Source organism: Pseudomonas sp. HN2 (assembly GCF_020736465.1).
In the GTDB taxonomy this organism is placed as follows: domain Bacteria; phylum Pseudomonadota; class Gammaproteobacteria; order Pseudomonadales; family Pseudomonadaceae; genus Aquipseudomonas; species Aquipseudomonas moraviensis_A.
The window spans coordinates 5,734,776-5,752,762 of record NZ_CP085885.1 but is presented as its reverse complement, the minus strand read 5'-3'; the positions used below and the strand labels follow the sequence as shown (position 1 = coordinate 5,752,762).

Here is a 17,987-nt window from a genome sequence, read left to right as displayed (position 1 = left end):
TTGAGCTCGAAAGCCCTCACCCCAGCCCTCTCCCAGAGGGAGAGGGGGCCGACCGCGGTGTCTGGCGTGTTGCATCGACCTGAAAGACCTTATCGATTATGGATTCGGTGCCAATCTTGCACGTCGGCGTTTCTCCCCAATATCCCCCAATCGGTCCCCTCTCCCTCTGGGAGAGGGCTAGGGTGAGGGGCTCTTCAGGGCTTGCGCGCAGGCAACAGCTTCAACGTACTCCGCGTATTCGCCAGCACCTCTTCCTCGCTGAAATGCGCCTGCACATAAATCCCCTCCACATACGCCTCGGCCTGATCGTCATAGTGACTGTCCAACGGCACGCCGCTCTGGCCGACCGGATTGATCGTCAGGGCATGCACCGCATCGGCAAAATCCACCAGACGCCGGGTCGACGGTCCATAGGTCACCGGCCATGGCGCCGGGCCGATTTTCGCCGAGAGGTTGTTCGGCACTTCGTGGCTGCCTGGCGCCGGGAACGGGCCGACATTGAACAGCCGATCCAGTGGCTTCTGCTGGCCCAGCGGATGGCCATGGGTCAGGGTATGCGCCGCGCCCCATTGCCAACCCGCCACATCGTCGCCGAGGGTCAGTTGCAGATGCTGCATGCTCGCCGCCCATGCCGTGCGCACGATGTCGGCGCGGGTTTCTCTGACCGGCGTGCTGCGATTGTCCCACCAAGGTGAATCAGCTCTCGCCGCCAGTCGCGGCAAGGCGGAATCGATGACCCGCGTCGACAGCATCGTTTCGAAAAAGTCATTGCCCAACTCATCGCGCATCGCTGCGTCGGCAAGGTCGTAGAGGAACTGGTTGAACACCGTCGCGCTGACCGAATTCAGCGGATAGTCGCCGGGCCATTGCGCCAATTGCTCGACCAGTTTGCGTTGCGCCGGATCGCTCACCACTTCACGCAACACCGGCAACAGCGGCGCCAACAGACGCGGGCCGTAGCCGGTCGTCGTGCCCAGCTGCAGTTTCTGGTTGGCCTCGTTGCTCCACTTCACCCGGTTGTCGCTGAGCTGACGATCAAGCTGCTGGCCGCGATCGGCGAGGTTGTAGTAACCGGGAATCTCCATGCCGGTCGGCGATACCGGCTGGAAGTTGGCCGAGACGATATAGCCGCGCGCCGGGTTCTCCTCCTGCGGGTTGGCGCTGAACGGGTAGTAGCCGTCCTTGTCCGCCTCAGGCGTGCTGCCGTCGAGAATGAAGCCCGGTTTCACCCCGGCCGGACGTTTCGGCAGCAAGGCCGAGGCCCACCAGGCGATATCGCCCTTGGCGTTGGCGTAAACCAGATTCAGACCCGGCGCCTGCACCTTGGCCGCCGCCGCGCGGGCCTTGGCCAACGTGTCAGCGCGGTTGAGCTGGTAAAAGCCGTCGAGGATCGGGTTGGGTGTTTCGAGGAAGGCCCACCACATCGCGATCGGGGTCTTGCCGGCAGCGCTGCCGAGGGCATCGTTGACGATCGGCCCATGCGGCGACTGGCGCAAGGTGATCGTCACCGGCGCCTGACCCTTCACATTGATCTGTTGCTCGCTGACGAGCAGGTCGGTCCATTGGCCGCGATACCAGACCTGATCGGGATTGTCAGGGTTGACCTTCTCGGCGATCAGATCGAGGTCATCGTTCTGGAACATGGTCAGGCTCCAGCCAAAATCGAGGTTGTGACCCAGAAACGCGAAGGGCACCAGCGCCTGATGATGGCCGTACAACTCGAAGCCCGGCGCCGACAGCTGCGCCTCGTACCACACCGACGGCACCGAAAAGCGGATATGCGGATCGCCGGCCAGCAACGGCTTGCCACTCTGGCTGCGGCTGCCGGCGATGACCCAAGCGTTGCTGCCCTCGAACTGCGGCAGACCGTTGTCGATCAGTGCCTGTTCGCTGAGGCGGGCGAGGGCGGTGAGGTCCTGCCAGTCGCCGGCGGCGAGGGCTGGCGGATGCCTGGTGTGATCCGTGGCAAGTACGCCTTTGGCCTGCCAGTCAAGATCGAACACATTGAGGTAATCGGCGCCGAGCTGATCGCGCACGTAGGTCAGCAGCGGCTCGGTGCGAAACGCGGCGGCAAAGCTGTAGGCCATGTAACCGGCGACGCTGATGCTGTCTTCGGCGGTGAACGGCCGCTTGGGGATGCCCAGCACGTCAAACTCGATCGGCGCGGCGTGGCTGTCCTGATACTGGTTGATGCCATCCAGATAGGCTTGCAGGCCCCTCCACGCCGGCGACTGCTTGTCCAGGCTGGCGACGTAACTGGCGGCGCGCTCGCGGATGCGCAGGCTGCGAAACAGCTTGTCGGTGTCGAGCAGTTTCGGCCCGAGCACTTCGGCCAGCTCACCGCGGGCGAGGCGACGCAGGGCTTCCATCTGGAACAGGCGATCCTGCGCGTGCACATAACCGAGGGCGCGATAGAGGTCGGTTTCGTTCTCGGCGCGGATATGCGGCACACCGCGCTCGTCATAGCGCACGGTCACCGAGCCTTGCAGGTTATGCAGCTGGACCTGGCCCTGGCGCGTCGGCTGCTTGCTGTAGATATACCCGCCAGCGGCGCAGAGCAGGACAACGACCAGCAGGGCAACGACGATCAACGCACGCTTCATGGTGACTCCTTGTGCAGGCGGGAGGGCCGCCCGTCGGGCTGCAAACATTTAGCACAGAGCATCTGTGCGGTGCAGCGCTGTCCTTGAAAAGTCCGGAATGCCTTACCGCGCATCCGCCGGCCACGGACAATAACAACCCACCGCCAAGGTGTGCGTAGCGTTCACCGGGCGGTCTTCCGTCAGGGCATGCAGGATCGGTTCGATAAAGCTGTTGCTGGAGTTGCAGGTCAGGCCTTCGCTGTACGGGCCGAAGTAGGCCAGTTTGCCGCTGCGATCCCAGATCGCCACGGCGGGGCTGGCGGGAATCTGTTCGGAGCCGCGCAGGACGATGATGGTTTTCAGGCCGGCGAGGGTGGCGGGCAACTGACCGTGGCTGCCGGGTTTTTGCACGGCGAAGAACTCCACGCCGCGCGCGCCGAACTGTTCGACCATCTCGCTCAGGTGCTGTTGATTGCCGACGTTGCACGGACAGGCCGGGTCCCAGAAGTGCACGAGACGGATATTGCCCGGCCCGGCGAGGTCGTCCGGCAGGCGCAGCGGATCGCCGGAAAACACCGCCGTGTGTTCACTGAACGCACGCAGATAGCGGCCCTGAAACCAGTCATATGCCGCCCACAGCACCCCGGCGCAGATCAGCGCGAGCAGGCTGGCGAACAGTGCGGTGCGGTAGGGCGAACGCATGGTTTCGGAATCTGAAAAGGTTGGCTAGCTTGCCATGCTTGCTCCGACAGATGAATATCGCAGGCCGATAAAGTCCGTTAACCGCTTTGGAATGTGCGCATGCCCGATACTTTCGACCCCGATCATTTACGCGCGAGCCTCAAGCCGTTGGCCGAGTGGCAGCCGTTATCGGATGAGGCGAAGGCTTATCAGCGCTTCTACAAGACCGACTTCGCCGAGCGCGATGTCTGGCGCGGCATGGGACGTTTCGAGGTCGATGGCTACGAACTGGTCAGTCATTGCTGGTGGCCGGAGAAGGTCAAGGCGACACTGTTTCTGCTGCACGGTTACTACGATCACATCGGCCTTTACCGGCATGTGATCGAGTGGGCGCTGGATCAGGATTTCGCGGTGATTGCCTGCGACTTGCCGGGGCATGGACTGTCGAGCGGGCCGCGGGCGAGCATCCGCGATTTCGCTGAATATCAGCACATGCTGCAAGCGTTGTTCGCTGAAGCGACTTCGATCGCGCTGCCGCAGCCGTGGCATTTGTGCGGGCAGAGCACCGGGGGCGCGATTGTCGTCGATCACCTGCTCAACCATGGCGAGAACAGCCCGGCGCAGGGGCAGGTGATTCTGCTGGCGCCTCTGGTGCGACCACGGGCCTGGGGCTGGTCGCAGTTGAGTTATTACCTGCTGCGGCCATTTGTTCGCGGCGTCGCGCGGCGCTTCAGCGAAAATTCCAACGATCCGGACTTTCTGCCGTTTCTGCAGGCTGATCCGTTACAGCCTCGGCGTCTGCCGACGAAGTGGGTGGGCGCGTTGTCGCGCTGGATCATCCGCGTCGAGCACGCGAAAAAAAGTCCGCGACGGCCGCTGATCATTCAGGGACAGGCGGACATGACCGTCGACTGGCAGCACAATCTGCAGGTGTTGAAATGGAAGTTCGACCGCCCGCAGATTCTGCTGCTGGCCGAGGCGCGGCATCACCTGGCCAATGAGACGGTAGAGATGCGTGAGGAGTATTTCGAGTTCTTGAGCAAGCGGATCAGGGGGCGGAATCTGTAGCGGCTGGGCGGGCCTCTTCGCGAGCAGGCTCGCTCCCACAGGAAGTCGGGGGGCACAAATTTTGTGTCCGCTGAGGACTCAATGTGGGAGCGAGCCTGCTCGCGAATGCGATCTTTCAGGCAACGAAGATCACTGGCCGACCGCCAACCCCGCCCGAATCGCCGCCAGCGCCGCCTGATAGTAAGCCTTGCCCTCGGTCGACTCGGCAAACGTCGCAAATTCTTCCAGCTCTTCATCCGACAAATCGCGATAAACGTAGAGCAGGGTGTTGTTCAGATCGGCGCCGATCTGATCCATCAGCCGCTGGCGCTGACCGTTCAACATGCCCTGCGCCTGACCGCCACCGAGCAATCCCGGGATCATCGAACTCAAACTGTCCGCCGCGACGCCGGCAATCGCCAGACTGACCTCGGCGCCAGCCTCGCGGGCCGGCAAGGCTTGCGCCAGGTGGCCGATGATCAGCAAACGACTGTCGCTGGCCTGCATTTTTGGCAGGCCCTGGGCATTTTTCGCCAGTTGATCGCGGCGGGTCGCGAGCAGTTCGGCGGCGACGATTTTCTTGCCCAGCGGTGACTGGAAAAAGGTCAGCGCCGGTTTCGGATCAGCGAGTTTCTGTCGCAGTTGCGCTTCGGCGCGTTGATCCATGGCCTGCGCGGCGAACCGCTGGTTGCTATTGTTGACCAGTGCTTGAAACACCGCAGGCGGCAGGCTGTTCTGATAGCGCTGCTGGGCGGCGCTGAGGGCATCGTTGAAATGCGCGCGTTGTTCTGGCCAGCCGGCGACCTTGTACAACTGATCGTGGCCGTCCGCCCAGGCGGGCAATACGCAGAACATCAACAGTGAAAAAAGCAAACGGCGCATAGGGACTCCTGTCAGCAGCGGACTATTGTCCGTGCGGTGCCGGTACTTGTCGAGAATTCGTAGCAAGCCGCTGCGTGGCTCTGTCGGATTTATTGCCGTCGGCATACTATGCGCGCCATGCCGATATCCTCTGAACACCCACTGCTGTTACGCATTGTCGATGACCTGGCCGAACACGGCTGGTCGCAGCAGAACATCTTCCTGCCCCCCGATCTGACCCGGGCGCTGGCGGCCGAGTGCCGTAAACGTGAGGCCGAAGGTGAACTGGCGCCGGCGGCGGTCGGGCGCGGGCCGTTTTCGGAGATTCGCGAGGGTATTCGTGGCGATCACATTCAGTGGATCGACCCCGGCCAGGCCGACGCTACCGACCGCTATCTGAGCCTGATGGACAGTCTGCGCGAGGCGCTCAATCGCGGACTGTTTCTGGGCCTCGAAGATTTCGAATGCCATTTCGCCCTGTACCCGCCCGGCGCGTTTTATCGCAAGCACGTCGACCGCTTTCGCGATGACGACCGACGCATGGTGTCGGCGGTCATCTACCTCAACGACGCCTGGCTGCCGGAGGACGGTGGCCAGTTGCGCATGTACCTGGGTGATGAACGCGTGCATGACGTACAGCCTACCGGCGGTTGTCTGGTGGTGTTTCTCTCCGGCGAAGTCCCCCACGAAGTATTGCCGGCTCATCGCGAGCGGCTGTCGCTGACCGGGTGGTTCCGTCGCCGTGGCAACGAGCCGTTCTGAGCATGGAAAAGATTCTGGTCAGCCGCTGCCTGTTGGGCCATCGCGTGCGTTATGACGGTGGCGCGAGTGGTCCGTTTGATCTGCTTGAGCAGTGGATTGCCGAGGGCCGCGTAGTGCCGTTGTGTCCTGAGGTGGCCGGTGGTTTGCCGACGCCGAGGGCGGCGGCGGAGATTCCCGGCGGGCAGGGCGGTGAGGTGCTGGATGGCAATGCTGCTGTCATCACTGCCGAAGGCGAGGATGTCAGTGCGCAGTTTCTCGAAGGTGCGCGCCAAGCGCTGGAACTGGTGCAACGGCACGGCATCAGGGTGGCGGTGCTCAAGGCCAACAGCCCTTCGTGCGGGAATCTGCTGACGTATGACGGGACGTTCAGTGGGGTCAAGGTCAGTGGCGAAGGGGTGACGGCGGCGTTGCTCAGGCGTCATGGTGTTCGGGTGTTCAATGAGCTAGAGCTGGATGAGGCGGCGGTGGCTTTGGCAGCTTTGGACTGATCCGCAATAGTTGCCCTCACCCCAGCCCTCTCCCGGGGGGAGAGGGGGCCGACCGAGGTGTCTGGCGCTGTCCATCGACCTGAAAGACCTTGGCGATTATGGGTTCGGCAAAGCCATGATCAGTCGATTTCGGATTCGGTATAGCAATCCCAAGTCGGCGTACCTCTAAAGCATTCCCGGATCAGTTCCCTCTCCCTCCGGGAGAGGGTTAGGGTGAGGGGGCTCTTACGGTTTCAACCACTTCTGCGACAACGCCGCCAACCGCCCATCCGCCTTGATCCGTTCCAGCGCGCTCTTGAGGCTGGCCTGAAACGCCGGATTGCCCTTCTGAAACGGAATCGCCAGTTCCACCGGCGCCGCCGCTTTCGGCTTCTCTTCGGTCAACGCCTGCACCAGCACCATCGGCCGTGGCGTCTCGTCCTTCTTCGCGAGCAGTTGCCCATCGACCTCGCCGTACGGCTCGCTGAAGTCGAAACGATCCTTGAGTTCGGGTGTCAGTGCTATGTGGTTGAGCGCGACGTCGTACTTGCCGCTTTCAACGCCCTGGAGCAGATCGCCCTCGTCGGTGACGATGAAATCGGCGCGTACATCCAGCTCCTTGGCAAGAAGTTGCCCAAGCTCGACCTCGAACCCCGTGAGTGTGTCGCCTTCCTTGTAATTGAAGGGCGGTGTATTAGCCTCAATGGCTATGCGCAACTCGCCACGGTCGTTGACGTCATCAATCAGTTCGGCGTGAGCCAGCGGGCTTAAAAGGGGTAGCAGGCAGATCAGGCCAGGCAGCAAGCGCATGGTCACTCCTTTGAAATCATTATCGCGACGCTCTGATTCAGGCTCGCTTTGCTATGGTTGTCGAGTGCCTTCGACAACGAATGGTCATGAAGTTGTCATGACCGTGCGGATTTTACGGAAAAACTGGAGAAGAAAATGAAAAGCTTTATGTCACGTGCAGCGTTGGCCGGTGTGCTGATGGGTGTTTCGGTGCTGGCCAGTGCGGCAACGCCGGCTCCCAAGGATGCTGAAGTGTTCATCGTTTCTCCCGAGGACGGCGCTACGGTCTCCCAGGAATTCAAAGTCAAGTTCGGCGTCAAGAACATCGCGCTGGCCCCGGCGGGTGATACCACCAAGAACACCGGCCACCATCATCTGCTGATCGACGTCGACGACCTGCCGGCCGAAGGCGCGCCGATCCCGACCGACGCGCACCACATGCATTTCGGCAAGGCGCAGACCGAAGCCACGATCAAACTGGCCCCCGGCAAGCACACCTTGCAATTGATCCTCGGCGACAGCGGCCACATGCCGTTCGACCCATCGATCGTTTCGGAAAAAATCACGGTTAACGTGAAATAAAAAAGGGAGCCCTTCGGGGCTCCCTTTTTTATTCAGCTACAAGTGGCTGGCTGCAAGTGGCAAGTTTAAACAAGAGCGCTGTTCACTTGCCGCTGCTTTTCTAGAACAGGACGCGACTACGGATAGTACCGTTGACGTGTTGCAGCTTCTCTTGCGCCAGCTCCGAGTATTCGGCGTCGACGTCGATCACCACGTAGCCGACCTTCTCGTTGGTCTGCAGGAACTGACCGGAGATGTTGATGCCGTTTTCGGCGAAGACCTTGTTGATCTCGCTCATCACACCCGGGATGTTCTCGTGGATGTGCAGCAGGCGGTGCTTGCCAGGGTGAGCCGGCAGGGCCACTTCCGGGAAGTTGACCGACGACACCGAAGTACCGTTGTCGCTGTACTTGACCAGCTTTTCCGCCACTTCCAGACCGATGTTGGCTTGCGCCTCGGCGGTCGAGCCACCGATGTGCGGGGTCAGGATCACGTTGTCGAGGCCACGCAGCGGGCTTTCGAACTCTTCGTCGTTGGAGCGTGGCTCCACCGGGAACACATCGATGGCTGCGCCGATCAGGTGCTTGTCCTTGATCGCGTCCGCCAGGGCGTCGAGCTCGACCACGGTGCCGCGTGCAGCGTTGATCAGGATGCCGCCCTTCTTGATGGCGCGGATTTCCTTCTCGCCGATCATCCACTGGGTCGCCGCGGTTTCCGGGACGTGCAGGGTGACGATGTCGGACATGCCCAGCAGCTCATGCAGATTGCCGACCTGGGTAGCGTTGCCCAGTGGCAACTTGGTCACGGTGTCATAGAAGAACACCTGCATGCCCAGGCCTTCCGCCAGAACCGACAGCTGCGTGCCGATCGAGCCGTAGCCGACGATGCCGAGCTTCTTGCCACGGATCTCGAACGAGTTGGCCGCGGATTTGATCCAGCCGCCACGGTGGCAGGAAGCGTTTTTCTCAGGGATGCCGCGCAGCAGCAGGATCGCTTCGGCCAGTACCAGTTCCGCTACGGAACGAGTGTTGGAGTACGGCGCGTTGAACACGGCGATACCGCGCTCGCGGGCCGCACTGAGGTCAACCTGGTTGGTGCCGATGCAGAAACAGCCGACCGCGACCAGTTTCTTCGCGTGATCGAAGATCTCTTCGGTCAGTTGCGTGCGCGAGCGAATGCCGATGAAGTGAGCGTCAGCGATCTTTTCCTTGAGCTGGGCTTCCGGCAAGGAGCCAGTCAGGTATTCGATGCTGGTGTAGCCCGCCGCCTTGAGGACGTCGACAGCCGATTGGTGGACGCCTTCGAGAAGAAGGAACTTGATCTTGCTCTTATCGAGAGAAGTCTTGCTCATCTGCGTAAACCTGTATCCCGGAGAAAAATGGCAGGGAGGGGCGCAGCCTGGAGCTGACCCAAACGGCAGGAAAGCCGTCACCGCGGATCTGGCCTTGGGCACTGTCCTGCGGGGTCGGTATGCTAGCATAGCCACCCCGCTAAACACTCATTCCTGCGACGTGAAGCGTTCTCAGGATGACCATGAATTGTTCGAGAGTTCTGTCGATGACCAATCCTGCGCTGATTGATGAACTGAAGACCCTGGTTGAGCCCGGCAAAGTCCTCACCGACGCCGACTCCCTGAATGCTTACGGCAAGGATTGGACCAAGCACTTCGCCCCGGCGCCGAGCGCTATCGTGTTTCCCAAGACCATCGAGCAAGTGCAGGCCGTGGTGCGTTGGGCCAACACCCACAAGGTTGCGCTGGTGCCGTCCGGCGGGCGCACCGGGTTGTCCGCCGCTGCGGTGGCGGCCAATGGCGAAGTGGTGGTGTCGTTCGATTACATGAACCAGATTCTCGACGTCAACCTCACCGACCGCACCGCTGTATGCCAGCCGGGCGTGGTCACTGAGCATCTGCAGAACGTTGCTGAAGAAAACGGCCTGTACTACCCGGTCGACTTCGCCTCGGCGGGTTCCAGCCAGATTGGCGGCAACATCGGCACCAATGCCGGCGGGATCAAAGTGATTCGCTACGGCATGACGCGCAATTGGGTCGCCGGCATGAAGGTCGTCACCGGCAAGGGCGACGTGCTCGAGCTGAACAAGGACCTGATCAAGAACGCCACCGGTTATGACCTGCGTCAGCTGTTCATTGGCGCCGAAGGCACCCTCGGTTTCGTCGTCGAAGCAACCATGCGCCTTGATCGCGCACCGAAAAACCTCACCGCCATGGTCCTCGGCACCGCCGATTTCGATTCGATCATGCCGGTGCTGCACGCCTTCCAGGGCAAGCTCGACCTGACCGCGTTCGAATTCTTCTCCGACAAGGCCCTGGCCAAGGTCATGGGCCGCGGCGACGTGCCGGCGCCGTTTGACACCGACTGCCCGTTCTACGCCCTGCTGGAATTCGAAGCGACCACTGAAGAAGTGGCCAACAGCGCGCTGGAAACCTTCGAACACTGCGTCGAACAAGGCTGGGTACTCGACGGCGTGATGAGCCAGAGCGAGACCCAACTGCATAATCTGTGGAAGCTGCGCGAGTATATCTCCGAAACCATCTCCCACTGGACGCCGTACAAGAACGACATCTCGGTGACCGTTTCCAGGGTGCCGGCGTTCCTGCGCGAAATCGACGCGATCGTCGGTGAGCACTACCCGGATTTCGAAATCGTCTGGTTCGGCCACATCGGCGACGGCAATCTGCACCTGAACATCCTCAAGCCGGAAAACCTGAGCAAGGACGAGTTCTTTGCCAAGTGCGCCACCGTCAACAAGTGGGTGTTCGAAACCGTCGAGAAGTACAACGGCTCGATCTCGGCCGAACATGGCGTGGGCATGACCAAGCGTGATTACCTGACCTACAGCCGCTCACCGGCCGAGATCGAGTACATGAAAGCGGTCAAGGCAGTGTTCGACCCGAACGGCATCATGAACCCGGGGAAGATTTTCCCGGTGTGATCGGTAATCTCTGTTGAATCAATGAAGGCAGGAGTCGGTAAATGAGCTATCAGCACCAGTACGTCGACGGCACGCGCATCCACTTCCCGATCGGGAAAGTCGTGTGCATTGGCCGCAATTACGCCGAACACGCCAAGGAACTGGACAACCCGGTGCCGACCGAGCCGCTGCTGTTCATCAAGCCGGGCAGTTGCGTGGTGCCGCTGGAAGGCGGTTTCAGCATTCCGACCGAGCGTGGTTCGGTGCACTACGAAGCGGAAATCGCTGTGTTGATCGGCAAACCGCTGTCGACCAAACCAAGCCGCGAAGAAGTCCTCGATGCGATCTCCGGTTTCGCCCCGGCGCTGGACCTGACCCTGCGCGACAAGCAGGCCGAGCTGAAAGCCAAGGGCCTGCCGTGGGAAATCGCCAAGTCGTTCGACGGCGCGGCGGTGATCGCGCCGTTCGTGGTCGGTAGCACTTTCGCTGACCTGACCGACATCGGCATCCGCCTGACCATCAACGGCGAAGTGCGCCAGGACGGCAACAGCAGTGCGATGCTCAATCCGATCGTGCCGATGATCCAGCACATGGCCGGCTGCTTCTCGCTGCAGGCCGGCGACGTGATCCTTACCGGTACGCCGGTGGGTGTCGGCCCGCTGAACGTCGGCGACGAGATCGTCCTCGAACTGCCGGGGGCGAGCAGCTTCAGCAGCAGCGTGCGCTAACTTGTAGGAATGTCACCGCACCTGTGGCGAGGGAGCTTGCTCCCGCTGGACTGCGCAGCAGGCCCCTGCTTTTTGCAGTAAAAAAAGCGGGGCCGCTTCGCGCCCCAGCGGGAGCAAGCTCCCTCGCCACAATTGCCCCATGCCACCTTGGTTATGTGTTGTGGCCCGCAAACGCACACGCCAATCCCGCCATTTCCCGTTTTTTTCACATCCTCTCTGGATAATTTCCGCGATTGCGGCGTCTCAGCCGGCCTCTTTGTGCTATTACCCTTGGCCTGAATTTACGGAACGCGTCCCTTGATGGCATCTCGAACTCAGCAGAAACCCACCCTCCGTTCCCGCTTCGCTCTGCGCTGGTATGTCTGGCTGTTGCTGGCCATCGTGGCGGCTTATGGGCTGGCGTTTGCCATGCACTGGGATGATCGTGGTGTGCTGTGGGTGCTGGAGCGCTTCGAGAGCAAGGCCGAGCAAAAGGAGAGCGTGTGGCTGCCGGACTATCAGGTGGTGATCGACGCCAAACCGTTGCCGGGCATGGAGAAGGACGAAGCTTCCGACCTGGCTTACAACCCGCAGACCAAAACCCTGTTTTCGGTGATGGGCAAAAATCCGTTCCTCGCTGAGCTGACACTGCAGGGCGAGGTGCTGCGCAAGATGCCGCTGGTGGGCTGGAGCAATCCCGAAGGCCTGACGGTCATGGAAAACGGCCTGATGGCGATTGTCGATGAGCGCCAGCACACGTTGTCGATCGTCAAGGTCGACGCCGGTACCCGCGAGCTGAACATTGCCGACTTCCCTAAATACGACCTCGGGCCGTCGAAAGACCAGAACAAGGCTTTTGAAGCCATCACCTGGGATCCGCGCAATCATCAGCTTGTGCTGGGTGAAGAACGCCCGCCAGCGCTGTTCACCTGGAAGAGCGATGGCAGTCAGACCCTGATCGGCGACAAGCAGAAGCTGGCCAGTGACGAGCTCGACATTCGCAATCTCTCGGCGCTGGCGGTCGATCCGCGCACTGGCCATCTACTGGTGTTGTCGGCCGATTCGCACCTGTTGCTGGAACTGGACGAGCGTGGCGAGCAAGTCAGCTTCATGACCTTGCTCGGCAATTTCAACGGTCTTAAAGACACCATTCCCCGCGCCGAAGGCCTGACCATGGACGAAGACGGCACGCTGTACATGGTCAGCGAGCCGAATCTGTTCTATCGCTTCGAAAAGCACCGGTAATTTTCCCTACGACAAACGCGGAATCGTGTGGTTGTCCTGGCAGGCAACTGGCCATTAAGCTTCAATTCAGACGGGCGTGATATTTCATCGGCCTGTCTTGAATCCGAGCCTGCCTGAATGCGTCGACTTGCCCGTCCCAAACCGTTGATTCTTGTCCTGTTGATGATTGCTCTGGTCGCGTTGCTCGCGATCGGCCAGTACCTGCGCCTGTTCGAGCGCGCCTGGTTCAACCTGCACACCCTGTGGCAGCCGTTGAGCAGCGAGGCGATCGGTCTGGATCAATATCGCGTGACTATCGAAGCGCGGCCTATCGACGGGCTCGACGATGATGTCTCGGCGCTGACCTACGATCCGGTGCGCAAAAGCCTGTTCACCGTGACCAACAAGAATTCCGAACTGATCGAGCTGTCGCTGGAAGGCAAGATCCTGCGGCGCATTGCTTTGGTCGGGTTCGGCGATCCTGAAGCGGTCGAATACATCAGTGCCGACACCTACGTCATCACCGACGAGCGCCAGCAGCGCCTGATCAAGATCCACCTCGACGCCGACACCACGTTCCTCGACGCCGAAGATGCCGAGCAGATGACCTTGGGCGTGCACATGGCCAGCAACAAGGGTTTCGAGGGGCTGGCTTACGACTCGGTGGGCAAACGCCTGTTCGTGGCGAAAGAACGCGACCCCATGCTGATCTATGAGGTCCACGGTTTTCCGCATTTCAAACCGGACAAGACCTACGCCGTACACGTGATCAACAACCCCAAGCGCGATGCCGGGATGTTCGTGCGTGACCTGTCGAGTCTGCAGTACGACGAACGCAGCGGGCACTTGCTGGCGCTGTCGGACGAGTCGCGCTTGATTATCGAATTGGATGTCGACGGCCGCCCGTTGAGCACCATGTCGATCAGTGGCGGCCGTCAGGGTTTGCAGAAAACCGTGCCGCAGGCCGAGGGGATTGCGATGGACGATGACGGCACGTTGTACCTGGTGAGTGAGCCGAATCTTTTCTACGTCTTCAAAAAACCCACATCAGACTGACCATCACCACAAAACCTTTGTAGGAGTGAGCCTGCTCGCGATTAGCGGTCTGTCAGTCGACATAAACATCAACTGACAGACCGCTAATCGCGAGCAGGCTCACTCCTACAGGGGGATTTCAGCGCCTGAAGAATATTTACTCAGCCTTCAGGGTCTTCACACCTTCACTCGTGCCCAGCAACAACAGATCCGCCGGGCGTGCGGCGAACAGGCCGTTGGTGACCACGCCGACAATGGCGTTGATCTGCGCTTCCAGTTCCACCGGGTTGGTGATCTGCAGATTGAACACGTCGAGGATGATATTGCCGTTGTCGGTCAGCACGCCTTCGCGGTACACCGGGTCGCCGCCGAGTTTGACCAGTTGGCGGGCAACGTGGCTGCGGGCCATCGGGATCACTTCCACCGGCAGCGGGAATTCACCGAGCACCGGCACCAGTTTGCTGGCGTCGGCGATGCAGATGAAGGTCTTGGCCACGGCGGCAACGATCTTCTCGCGGGTCAGGGCCGCGCCGCCGCCCTTGATCAGGTTCAGGTGTGCGTCGCTTTCATCGGCGCCGTCGACGTAGAACTCCAGATCGCTGACAGTGTTCAGCTCATACACCGGAATCCCGTGGCCCTTGAGGCGCGCGGCGGTGGCTTCGGAGCTGGCGACCGCACCATCGAACGCGCCCTTGTGCTGGGCCAGGGCATCGATGAAGCAGTTGGCGGTGGAGCCGGTGCCGACGCCGACGATGCTCTTGTCGTCGAGTTTCGGCAGGATGAAGTCGACGGCGGCCTGGGCCACGGCCTGTTTGAGTTGATCCTGGGTCATGCGGGCTCCGAAGCGGGCAAGGGGTGGGCAGAAAGGCCGGCATTATAGCCGCAAGCGTGGCTAAAACCTCTGGATTCGTGTGGTCGTGCGCCCGAAAGCCGGGTTAGACTCCTTGGCCCTGCCCAACCCGCTCAGTGATGCTTTCCGATGCTCGAACAGTACGTCAAAAAGATCCTCACCTCGCGCGTTTATGACGTTGCCGTAGAAACCCCGCTGCAGAACGCTCGCCAGCTCTCCGAGCGACTGGGCAACGACATTTGGCTCAAGCGCGAAGACTTGCAGCCAGTGTTCTCGTTCAAGATTCGCGGTGCCTACAACAAGTTGACGCAACTGAGCGACGAAGAGCGCGCCCGTGGCGTGGTCACCGCCTCGGCGGGCAACCATGCGCAGGGTCTGGCCTTGGCGGCGAAAGTGCTGGGCGTCAAAGCCACCATCGTCATGCCCAAGACCACCCCGGAAATCAAAGTCGAAGGCGTGCGTTCGCGCGGCGGCAAAGTGGTGCTGCACGGCGATTCGTTCCCGGAAGCACTGGCCTATTCGCTGAAACTGGTCGATGAAAAAGGCTACGTCTACATCCATCCGTACGACGATCCGCACACCATTGCCGGGCAGGGCACCGTGGCCATGGAAATTCTCCGTCAGCACCCGCAGCCGCTGGACGCGATTTTCGTCCCGGTCGGCGGCGGCGGGCTGATCGCCGGTATCGCGGCGTACGTGAAATACCTGCGGCCCGACATCAAGGTGATTGGCGTCGAGCCGGACGATTCCAACTGTCTGCAGGCCGCGATGGCAGCGGGCGAGCGCGTGGTCCTGCCGACCGTGGGGATCTTCGCCGACGGTGTGGCGGTGGCACAGATCGGCCAGCATACCTTTGAGATCTGCAAGGATTACGTCGATGAAGTGATCACTGTCAGCACCGACGAGATCTGCGCGGCAATCAAGGATATCTACGACGATACCCGTTCGATCACCGAACCTGCCGGCGCGCTGGGCGTGGCCGGGATCAAGAAATACGTCGAGCAGCGCGGCGTCAGCGGTCAGACATTCGTCGCCATCGACTCTGGCGCCAACGTCAACTTCGACCGCTTGCGCCACGTTGCCGAGCGCGCCGAGCTGGGCGAAGGTCGCGAGGCGATCATCGCCGTGACCATTCCCGAGCAGGCCGGCAGCTTCAAGGCGTTCTGTGAAGCCATCGGCAAGCGCCAGATCACCGAGTTCAATTACCGCTACAACACCGGCAGCGAAGCGCACATCTTCGTCGGCGTGCAGACCCATCCTGACAACGACCCGCGCAGCGCCTTGCTGGCGAGCCTGACCGAGCAGGGTTTCCCGGTTATCGACCTGACCGACAATGAACTGGCCAAGCTGCACATCCGCCACATGGTCGGTGGCCGCGCCGCGCAGGTGGTCGATGAAGTGGTGCTGCGCTTCGAATTCCCGGAACGGCCGGGGGCGCTGTTCAACTTCCTCAACAAGCTCGGCGGGCGCTGGAACATCTCGATGTTCCACTACCGCAACCACGGCGCGGCGGACGGCCGTGTGGTCGCCGGCCTGCAAGTGCCCCATGACGAGCGTCATCTGGTGCCCGCGGCGCTGGCGGAAATCGGCTACCCGTACTGGGACGAAAGCGACAATCCGGCCTATCAGCTGTTTCTCGGCTGAACGGCTACGCTGATGGGCATGGACCTACGGAAGAGAACGACATGGAAACCCTGACCACCCTGAAAGTCCTTCACGTCGCAGCGACCGTGGTCATCCTCGCGAGTGGGCTGGGGCTGGCCTTCCTGACCTGGCGTAATCGCAGCGAAGGCCCGGCCAGCACGATGCGCCGGCCGTGGCTGTTCATCTGGTGCCTGATGCTGATCGGCATGCTCAGCATGCCGTTCACCGGCTGGTGGCTGGTGCACCTGATTGGCTGGCCCTTGGGACAATTGTGGATTCTGGGATCCAGCGTGATCTATGCCGTGGCCACGTTCAGTGCGGTCTGGCTGCTGGTTCGGCTGGATCGGCTCTGGACAACCGGGCGGGGTAACCGCACATTCAATCTGGCGCTGGCGATTGTCAGCGGCGTCGGGTTTGTCGCCATAGCGGCGTTGATGGGGGCCAAGCCGGTTTAAGGTTTGCGACCGAGTTGCGGCCATTCGCGAGCAGGCTCACTCCTACAGGGAACGCATTCCAAATGTAGGAGTGAGCCTGCTCGCGATAGCAATATCAACCGCGCAACGAAATCACCGGCCAGCCGCGTTTTTCGGCTTCAGCACGCAAATTCGGATCCGGATCCACCGCCACCGGATTCGCCACCTGCTCCAGCAATGGCAGGTCATTCATCGAGTCGCTATAGAAATAGCTGCCCTCCAGCGAATAACCAGTCTCCTCCAGCCACCGATTCAGGCGCGTGACCTTGCCTTCACGGAAGCACGGGATATCGGTGCTGCGCCCGCTGTAGCGGCCATCAACCATCTCGCATTCGGTGGCGATCAGGGTTTCCACGCCCAGACGCACGGCGATCGGCGCCGTGACGAAACGGTTGGTGGCGGTGATGATCACCAGTTTGTCGCGGGCATCGCGGTGCTTTTTCAGCAGATCCAGAGCCTTGGGCAGGACGATCGGCTCGATGCAGTCGCGCATGTAATCGCTGTGCCAGGCGTCAAGCACAGACATTTCCGTGCGGCCAAGAATCTCCAGGCAGAAGTTCAGGTACGCGGCGTTGTCCAGCTTGCCGGCCAGGTAATCCTGATAGAACTCGTCGTTGCGCGCCTTGTAGGCGATCGGGTCGAGGAAGCCGCGCTCGCACAGATAATCGCCCCAGGCGTGATCGCTGTCGCCGCCCAGAAGGGTGTTGTCCAAATCGAATAGAGCCAGGCGCATTGCAGTTACCCGCTGAAAAGTCAGTAAAAAGGCGACAAGAATACGGTCTTTTCACAAGAGTGCACATAAGGTAGGAACCTTCGTTGCCGCCTGATCAAGCTTTGTGGAACAATGCGGCGACATGCGTTTGCGAGGTTGTTGCCGTGATCGACCCCGATGGTTTCCGCCCCAATGTCGGGATCATTCTGACGAATGACGCCGGCCAGGTGCTATGGGCTCGCCGTATCAATCAGGACGCCTGGCAGTTTCCGCAAGGGGGGATCAACCCCGAGGAGACGCCGGAAGACGCCTTGTACCGCGAGCTGAACGAAGAAGTTGGCCTGGAACGTGAAGATGTTGAAATACTGGCCTGTACCCGAGGCTGGTTGCGCTATCGTTTGCCGCAACGCCTGGTGCGTACCCACAGCCAACCGCTGTGCATCGGCCAGAAACAGAAATGGTTCCTCCTGCGCCTGATCTCCAACGAGCAGCGGGTGCGGATGGATCTGACCGGTAAACCGGAGTTCGATGGCTGGCGCTGGGTCAGCTATTGGTATCCGTTGGGCCAGGTGGTGACATTCAAGCGCGAGGTGTATCGACGCGCTCTCAAAGAGCTTGCCCCGCGCCTTTTAGCGCGCGACTGACGACGGAGTTCGACCCC

The 17,987-nt window shown here is 61.0% G+C and carries 18 protein-coding genes; 11 read left to right on the top strand and 7 right to left on the bottom strand.

Annotated features, from left to right (window positions below):
- Positions 1-194: 194 nt before the first annotated feature.
- Together LIS66_RS25600 and LIS66_RS25595 are read right to left on the bottom strand one after the other, a co-directional pair.
- The gene (locus LIS66_RS25600; protein ID WP_227973273.1) at positions 195-2,603 is read right to left on the bottom strand and encodes a penicillin acylase family protein; all 2,409 of its coding nucleotides are present in this window, start codon (positions 2,601-2,603) and stop codon (positions 195-197) included.
- A gap of 102 nt (positions 2,604-2,705) precedes the next feature.
- A complete protein-coding gene (locus LIS66_RS25595) occupies positions 2,706-3,284 on the bottom strand; it encodes a DUF6436 domain-containing protein (protein WP_227973272.1) in 579 nt (192 codons plus the stop codon).
- A 99-nt stretch (positions 3,285-3,383) separates the two neighbouring features.
- On the opposite strand from LIS66_RS25595, the gene LIS66_RS25590 reads away from it, so the two are divergent.
- Complete coding sequence (locus LIS66_RS25590; RefSeq protein ID WP_042606512.1) at positions 3,384-4,331, top strand: alpha/beta hydrolase; 948 nt, start codon at positions 3,384-3,386, stop codon at positions 4,329-4,331.
- Between the two features lie 129 nt (positions 4,332-4,460).
- Here LIS66_RS25590 and LIS66_RS25585 read toward each other — a convergent pair whose 3' ends face one another.
- On the bottom strand, positions 4,461-5,192 hold the full coding sequence (locus tag LIS66_RS25585; protein ID WP_024014712.1) for a DUF2059 domain-containing protein: 732 nt from the start codon (positions 5,190-5,192) through the stop codon (positions 4,461-4,463).
- Between the two features lie 108 nt (positions 5,193-5,300).
- On the opposite strand from LIS66_RS25585, the gene LIS66_RS25580 reads away from it, so the two are divergent.
- Together LIS66_RS25580 and LIS66_RS25575 are read left to right on the top strand one after the other, a co-directional pair.
- The gene (locus LIS66_RS25580) at positions 5,301-5,933 is read left to right on the top strand and encodes a 2OG-Fe(II) oxygenase (RefSeq protein WP_227973271.1); all 633 of its coding nucleotides are present in this window, start codon (positions 5,301-5,303) and stop codon (positions 5,931-5,933) included.
- A 2-nt stretch (positions 5,934-5,935) separates the two neighbouring features.
- Positions 5,936-6,421: a DUF523 domain-containing protein gene (locus LIS66_RS25575; RefSeq protein ID WP_064364709.1), complete on the top strand. Its 486-nt coding sequence runs from the start codon at positions 5,936-5,938 to the stop codon at positions 6,419-6,421.
- Between the two features lie 225 nt (positions 6,422-6,646).
- Here LIS66_RS25575 and LIS66_RS25570 read toward each other — a convergent pair whose 3' ends face one another.
- Positions 6,647-7,210, bottom strand: coding sequence for a transporter substrate-binding domain-containing protein (locus LIS66_RS25570; RefSeq protein WP_064364710.1), 564 nt, complete (start codon positions 7,208-7,210; stop codon positions 6,647-6,649).
- 135 nt (positions 7,211-7,345) lie between these two features.
- Here LIS66_RS25570 and LIS66_RS25565 point away from each other — a divergent pair, with 135 nt between their 5' ends.
- Positions 7,346-7,771 carry a DUF4399 domain-containing protein gene (locus LIS66_RS25565; protein WP_039757489.1) on the top strand — a complete coding sequence of 142 codons (426 nt, stop codon included), beginning with the start codon at positions 7,346-7,348 and terminating at the stop codon, positions 7,769-7,771.
- 100 nt (positions 7,772-7,871) lie between these two features.
- On the opposite strand, the gene serA is transcribed toward LIS66_RS25565, so the two are convergent.
- Entirely contained in the window at positions 7,872-9,101 is a 1,230-nt protein-coding gene (gene serA / locus LIS66_RS25560) for a phosphoglycerate dehydrogenase (protein ID WP_025112046.1), read from the bottom strand.
- A 206-nt stretch (positions 9,102-9,307) separates the two neighbouring features.
- On the opposite strand from serA, the gene LIS66_RS25555 reads away from it, so the two are divergent.
- The 4 genes from LIS66_RS25555 (at position 9,308) to LIS66_RS25540 (ending at position 13,668) form a co-directional block, all read left to right on the top strand.
- A complete protein-coding gene (locus LIS66_RS25555) occupies positions 9,308-10,702 on the top strand; it encodes an FAD-binding oxidoreductase (RefSeq protein ID WP_042606516.1) in 1,395 nt (464 codons plus the stop codon).
- A 41-nt stretch (positions 10,703-10,743) separates the two neighbouring features.
- Positions 10,744-11,409 carry a fumarylacetoacetate hydrolase family protein gene (locus tag LIS66_RS25550; RefSeq protein ID WP_024014705.1) on the top strand — a complete coding sequence of 222 codons (666 nt, stop codon included), beginning with the start codon at positions 10,744-10,746 and terminating at the stop codon, positions 11,407-11,409.
- 300 nt (positions 11,410-11,709) lie between these two features.
- Complete coding sequence (locus tag LIS66_RS25545) at positions 11,710-12,633, top strand: SdiA-regulated domain-containing protein (RefSeq protein ID WP_042606517.1); 924 nt, start codon at positions 11,710-11,712, stop codon at positions 12,631-12,633.
- 117 nt (positions 12,634-12,750) lie between these two features.
- Entirely contained in the window at positions 12,751-13,668 is a 918-nt protein-coding gene (locus LIS66_RS25540; protein WP_042606518.1) for an SdiA-regulated domain-containing protein, read from the top strand.
- Positions 13,669-13,804: 136 nt separating this feature from the next.
- Here the strand turns inward: LIS66_RS25540 and rpiA are convergent, their stop codons facing one another.
- On the bottom strand, positions 13,805-14,479 hold the full coding sequence (gene rpiA, locus LIS66_RS25535) for a ribose-5-phosphate isomerase RpiA (RefSeq protein WP_007913886.1): 675 nt from the start codon (positions 14,477-14,479) through the stop codon (positions 13,805-13,807).
- Between the two features lie 147 nt (positions 14,480-14,626).
- Here rpiA and ilvA point away from each other — a divergent pair, with 147 nt between their 5' ends.
- Positions 14,627-16,141 (top strand): threonine ammonia-lyase, biosynthetic, encoded by a 1,515-nt coding sequence (gene ilvA, locus LIS66_RS25530; RefSeq protein ID WP_042606519.1) that lies wholly within the window; start codon positions 14,627-14,629, stop codon positions 16,139-16,141.
- Between the two features lie 41 nt (positions 16,142-16,182).
- Positions 16,183-16,596: a DUF2269 family protein gene (locus LIS66_RS25525; protein ID WP_042606520.1), complete on the top strand. Its 414-nt coding sequence runs from the start codon at positions 16,183-16,185 to the stop codon at positions 16,594-16,596.
- 94 nt (positions 16,597-16,690) lie between these two features.
- On the opposite strand, the gene LIS66_RS25520 is transcribed toward LIS66_RS25525, so the two are convergent.
- Positions 16,691-17,347 carry an HAD family hydrolase gene (locus tag LIS66_RS25520; protein ID WP_227973270.1) on the bottom strand — a complete coding sequence of 219 codons (657 nt, stop codon included), beginning with the start codon at positions 17,345-17,347 and terminating at the stop codon, positions 16,691-16,693.
- A gap of 143 nt (positions 17,348-17,490) precedes the next feature.
- On the opposite strand from LIS66_RS25520, the gene LIS66_RS25515 reads away from it, so the two are divergent.
- Positions 17,491-17,970, top strand: a complete 480-nt coding sequence (locus LIS66_RS25515; RefSeq protein WP_003229203.1) for an RNA pyrophosphohydrolase — start codon at positions 17,491-17,493, stop codon at positions 17,968-17,970.
- Positions 17,971-17,987 lie beyond the last annotated feature (17 nt).

Excerpts from the sequence above, each read along its gene's own strand:
- ilvA (WP_042606519.1), top strand. The coding sequence starts at position 14,627 with ATGCTCGAACAGTACGTCAAAAAGATCCTCACCTCGCGCGTTTATGAC.
- LIS66_RS25545 (WP_042606517.1), top strand. The coding sequence starts at position 11,710 with ATGGCATCTCGAACTCAGCAGAAACCCACCCTCCGTTCCCGCTTCGCT.
- LIS66_RS25580 (WP_227973271.1), top strand. The coding sequence starts at position 5,301 with ATGCGCGCCATGCCGATATCCTCTGAACACCCACTGCTGTTACGCATT.
- LIS66_RS25600 (WP_227973273.1), bottom strand. The coding sequence starts at position 2,603 with ATGAAGCGTGCGTTGATCGTCGTTGCCCTGCTGGTCGTTGTCCTGCTC.
- LIS66_RS25585 (WP_024014712.1), bottom strand. The coding sequence starts at position 5,192 with ATGCGCCGTTTGCTTTTTTCACTGTTGATGTTCTGCGTATTGCCCGCC.
- LIS66_RS25525 (WP_042606520.1), top strand. The coding sequence starts at position 16,183 with ATGGAAACCCTGACCACCCTGAAAGTCCTTCACGTCGCAGCGACCGTG.
- serA (WP_025112046.1), bottom strand. The coding sequence starts at position 9,101 with ATGAGCAAGACTTCTCTCGATAAGAGCAAGATCAAGTTCCTTCTTCTC.
- LIS66_RS25555 (WP_042606516.1), top strand. The coding sequence starts at position 9,308 with ATGACCAATCCTGCGCTGATTGATGAACTGAAGACCCTGGTTGAGCCC.
- LIS66_RS25565 (WP_039757489.1), top strand. The coding sequence starts at position 7,346 with ATGAAAAGCTTTATGTCACGTGCAGCGTTGGCCGGTGTGCTGATGGGT.
- LIS66_RS25520 (WP_227973270.1), bottom strand. The coding sequence starts at position 17,347 with ATGCGCCTGGCTCTATTCGATTTGGACAACACCCTTCTGGGCGGCGAC.
- LIS66_RS25570 (WP_064364710.1), bottom strand. The coding sequence starts at position 7,210 with ATGCGCTTGCTGCCTGGCCTGATCTGCCTGCTACCCCTTTTAAGCCCG.
- rpiA (WP_007913886.1), bottom strand. The coding sequence starts at position 14,479 with ATGACCCAGGATCAACTCAAACAGGCCGTGGCCCAGGCCGCCGTCGAC.
- LIS66_RS25575 (WP_064364709.1), top strand. The coding sequence starts at position 5,936 with ATGGAAAAGATTCTGGTCAGCCGCTGCCTGTTGGGCCATCGCGTGCGT.
- LIS66_RS25550 (WP_024014705.1), top strand. The coding sequence starts at position 10,744 with ATGAGCTATCAGCACCAGTACGTCGACGGCACGCGCATCCACTTCCCG.
- LIS66_RS25590 (WP_042606512.1), top strand. The coding sequence starts at position 3,384 with ATGCCCGATACTTTCGACCCCGATCATTTACGCGCGAGCCTCAAGCCG.
- LIS66_RS25540 (WP_042606518.1), top strand. The coding sequence starts at position 12,751 with ATGCGTCGACTTGCCCGTCCCAAACCGTTGATTCTTGTCCTGTTGATG.
- LIS66_RS25595 (WP_227973272.1), bottom strand. The coding sequence starts at position 3,284 with ATGCGTTCGCCCTACCGCACCGCACTGTTCGCCAGCCTGCTCGCGCTG.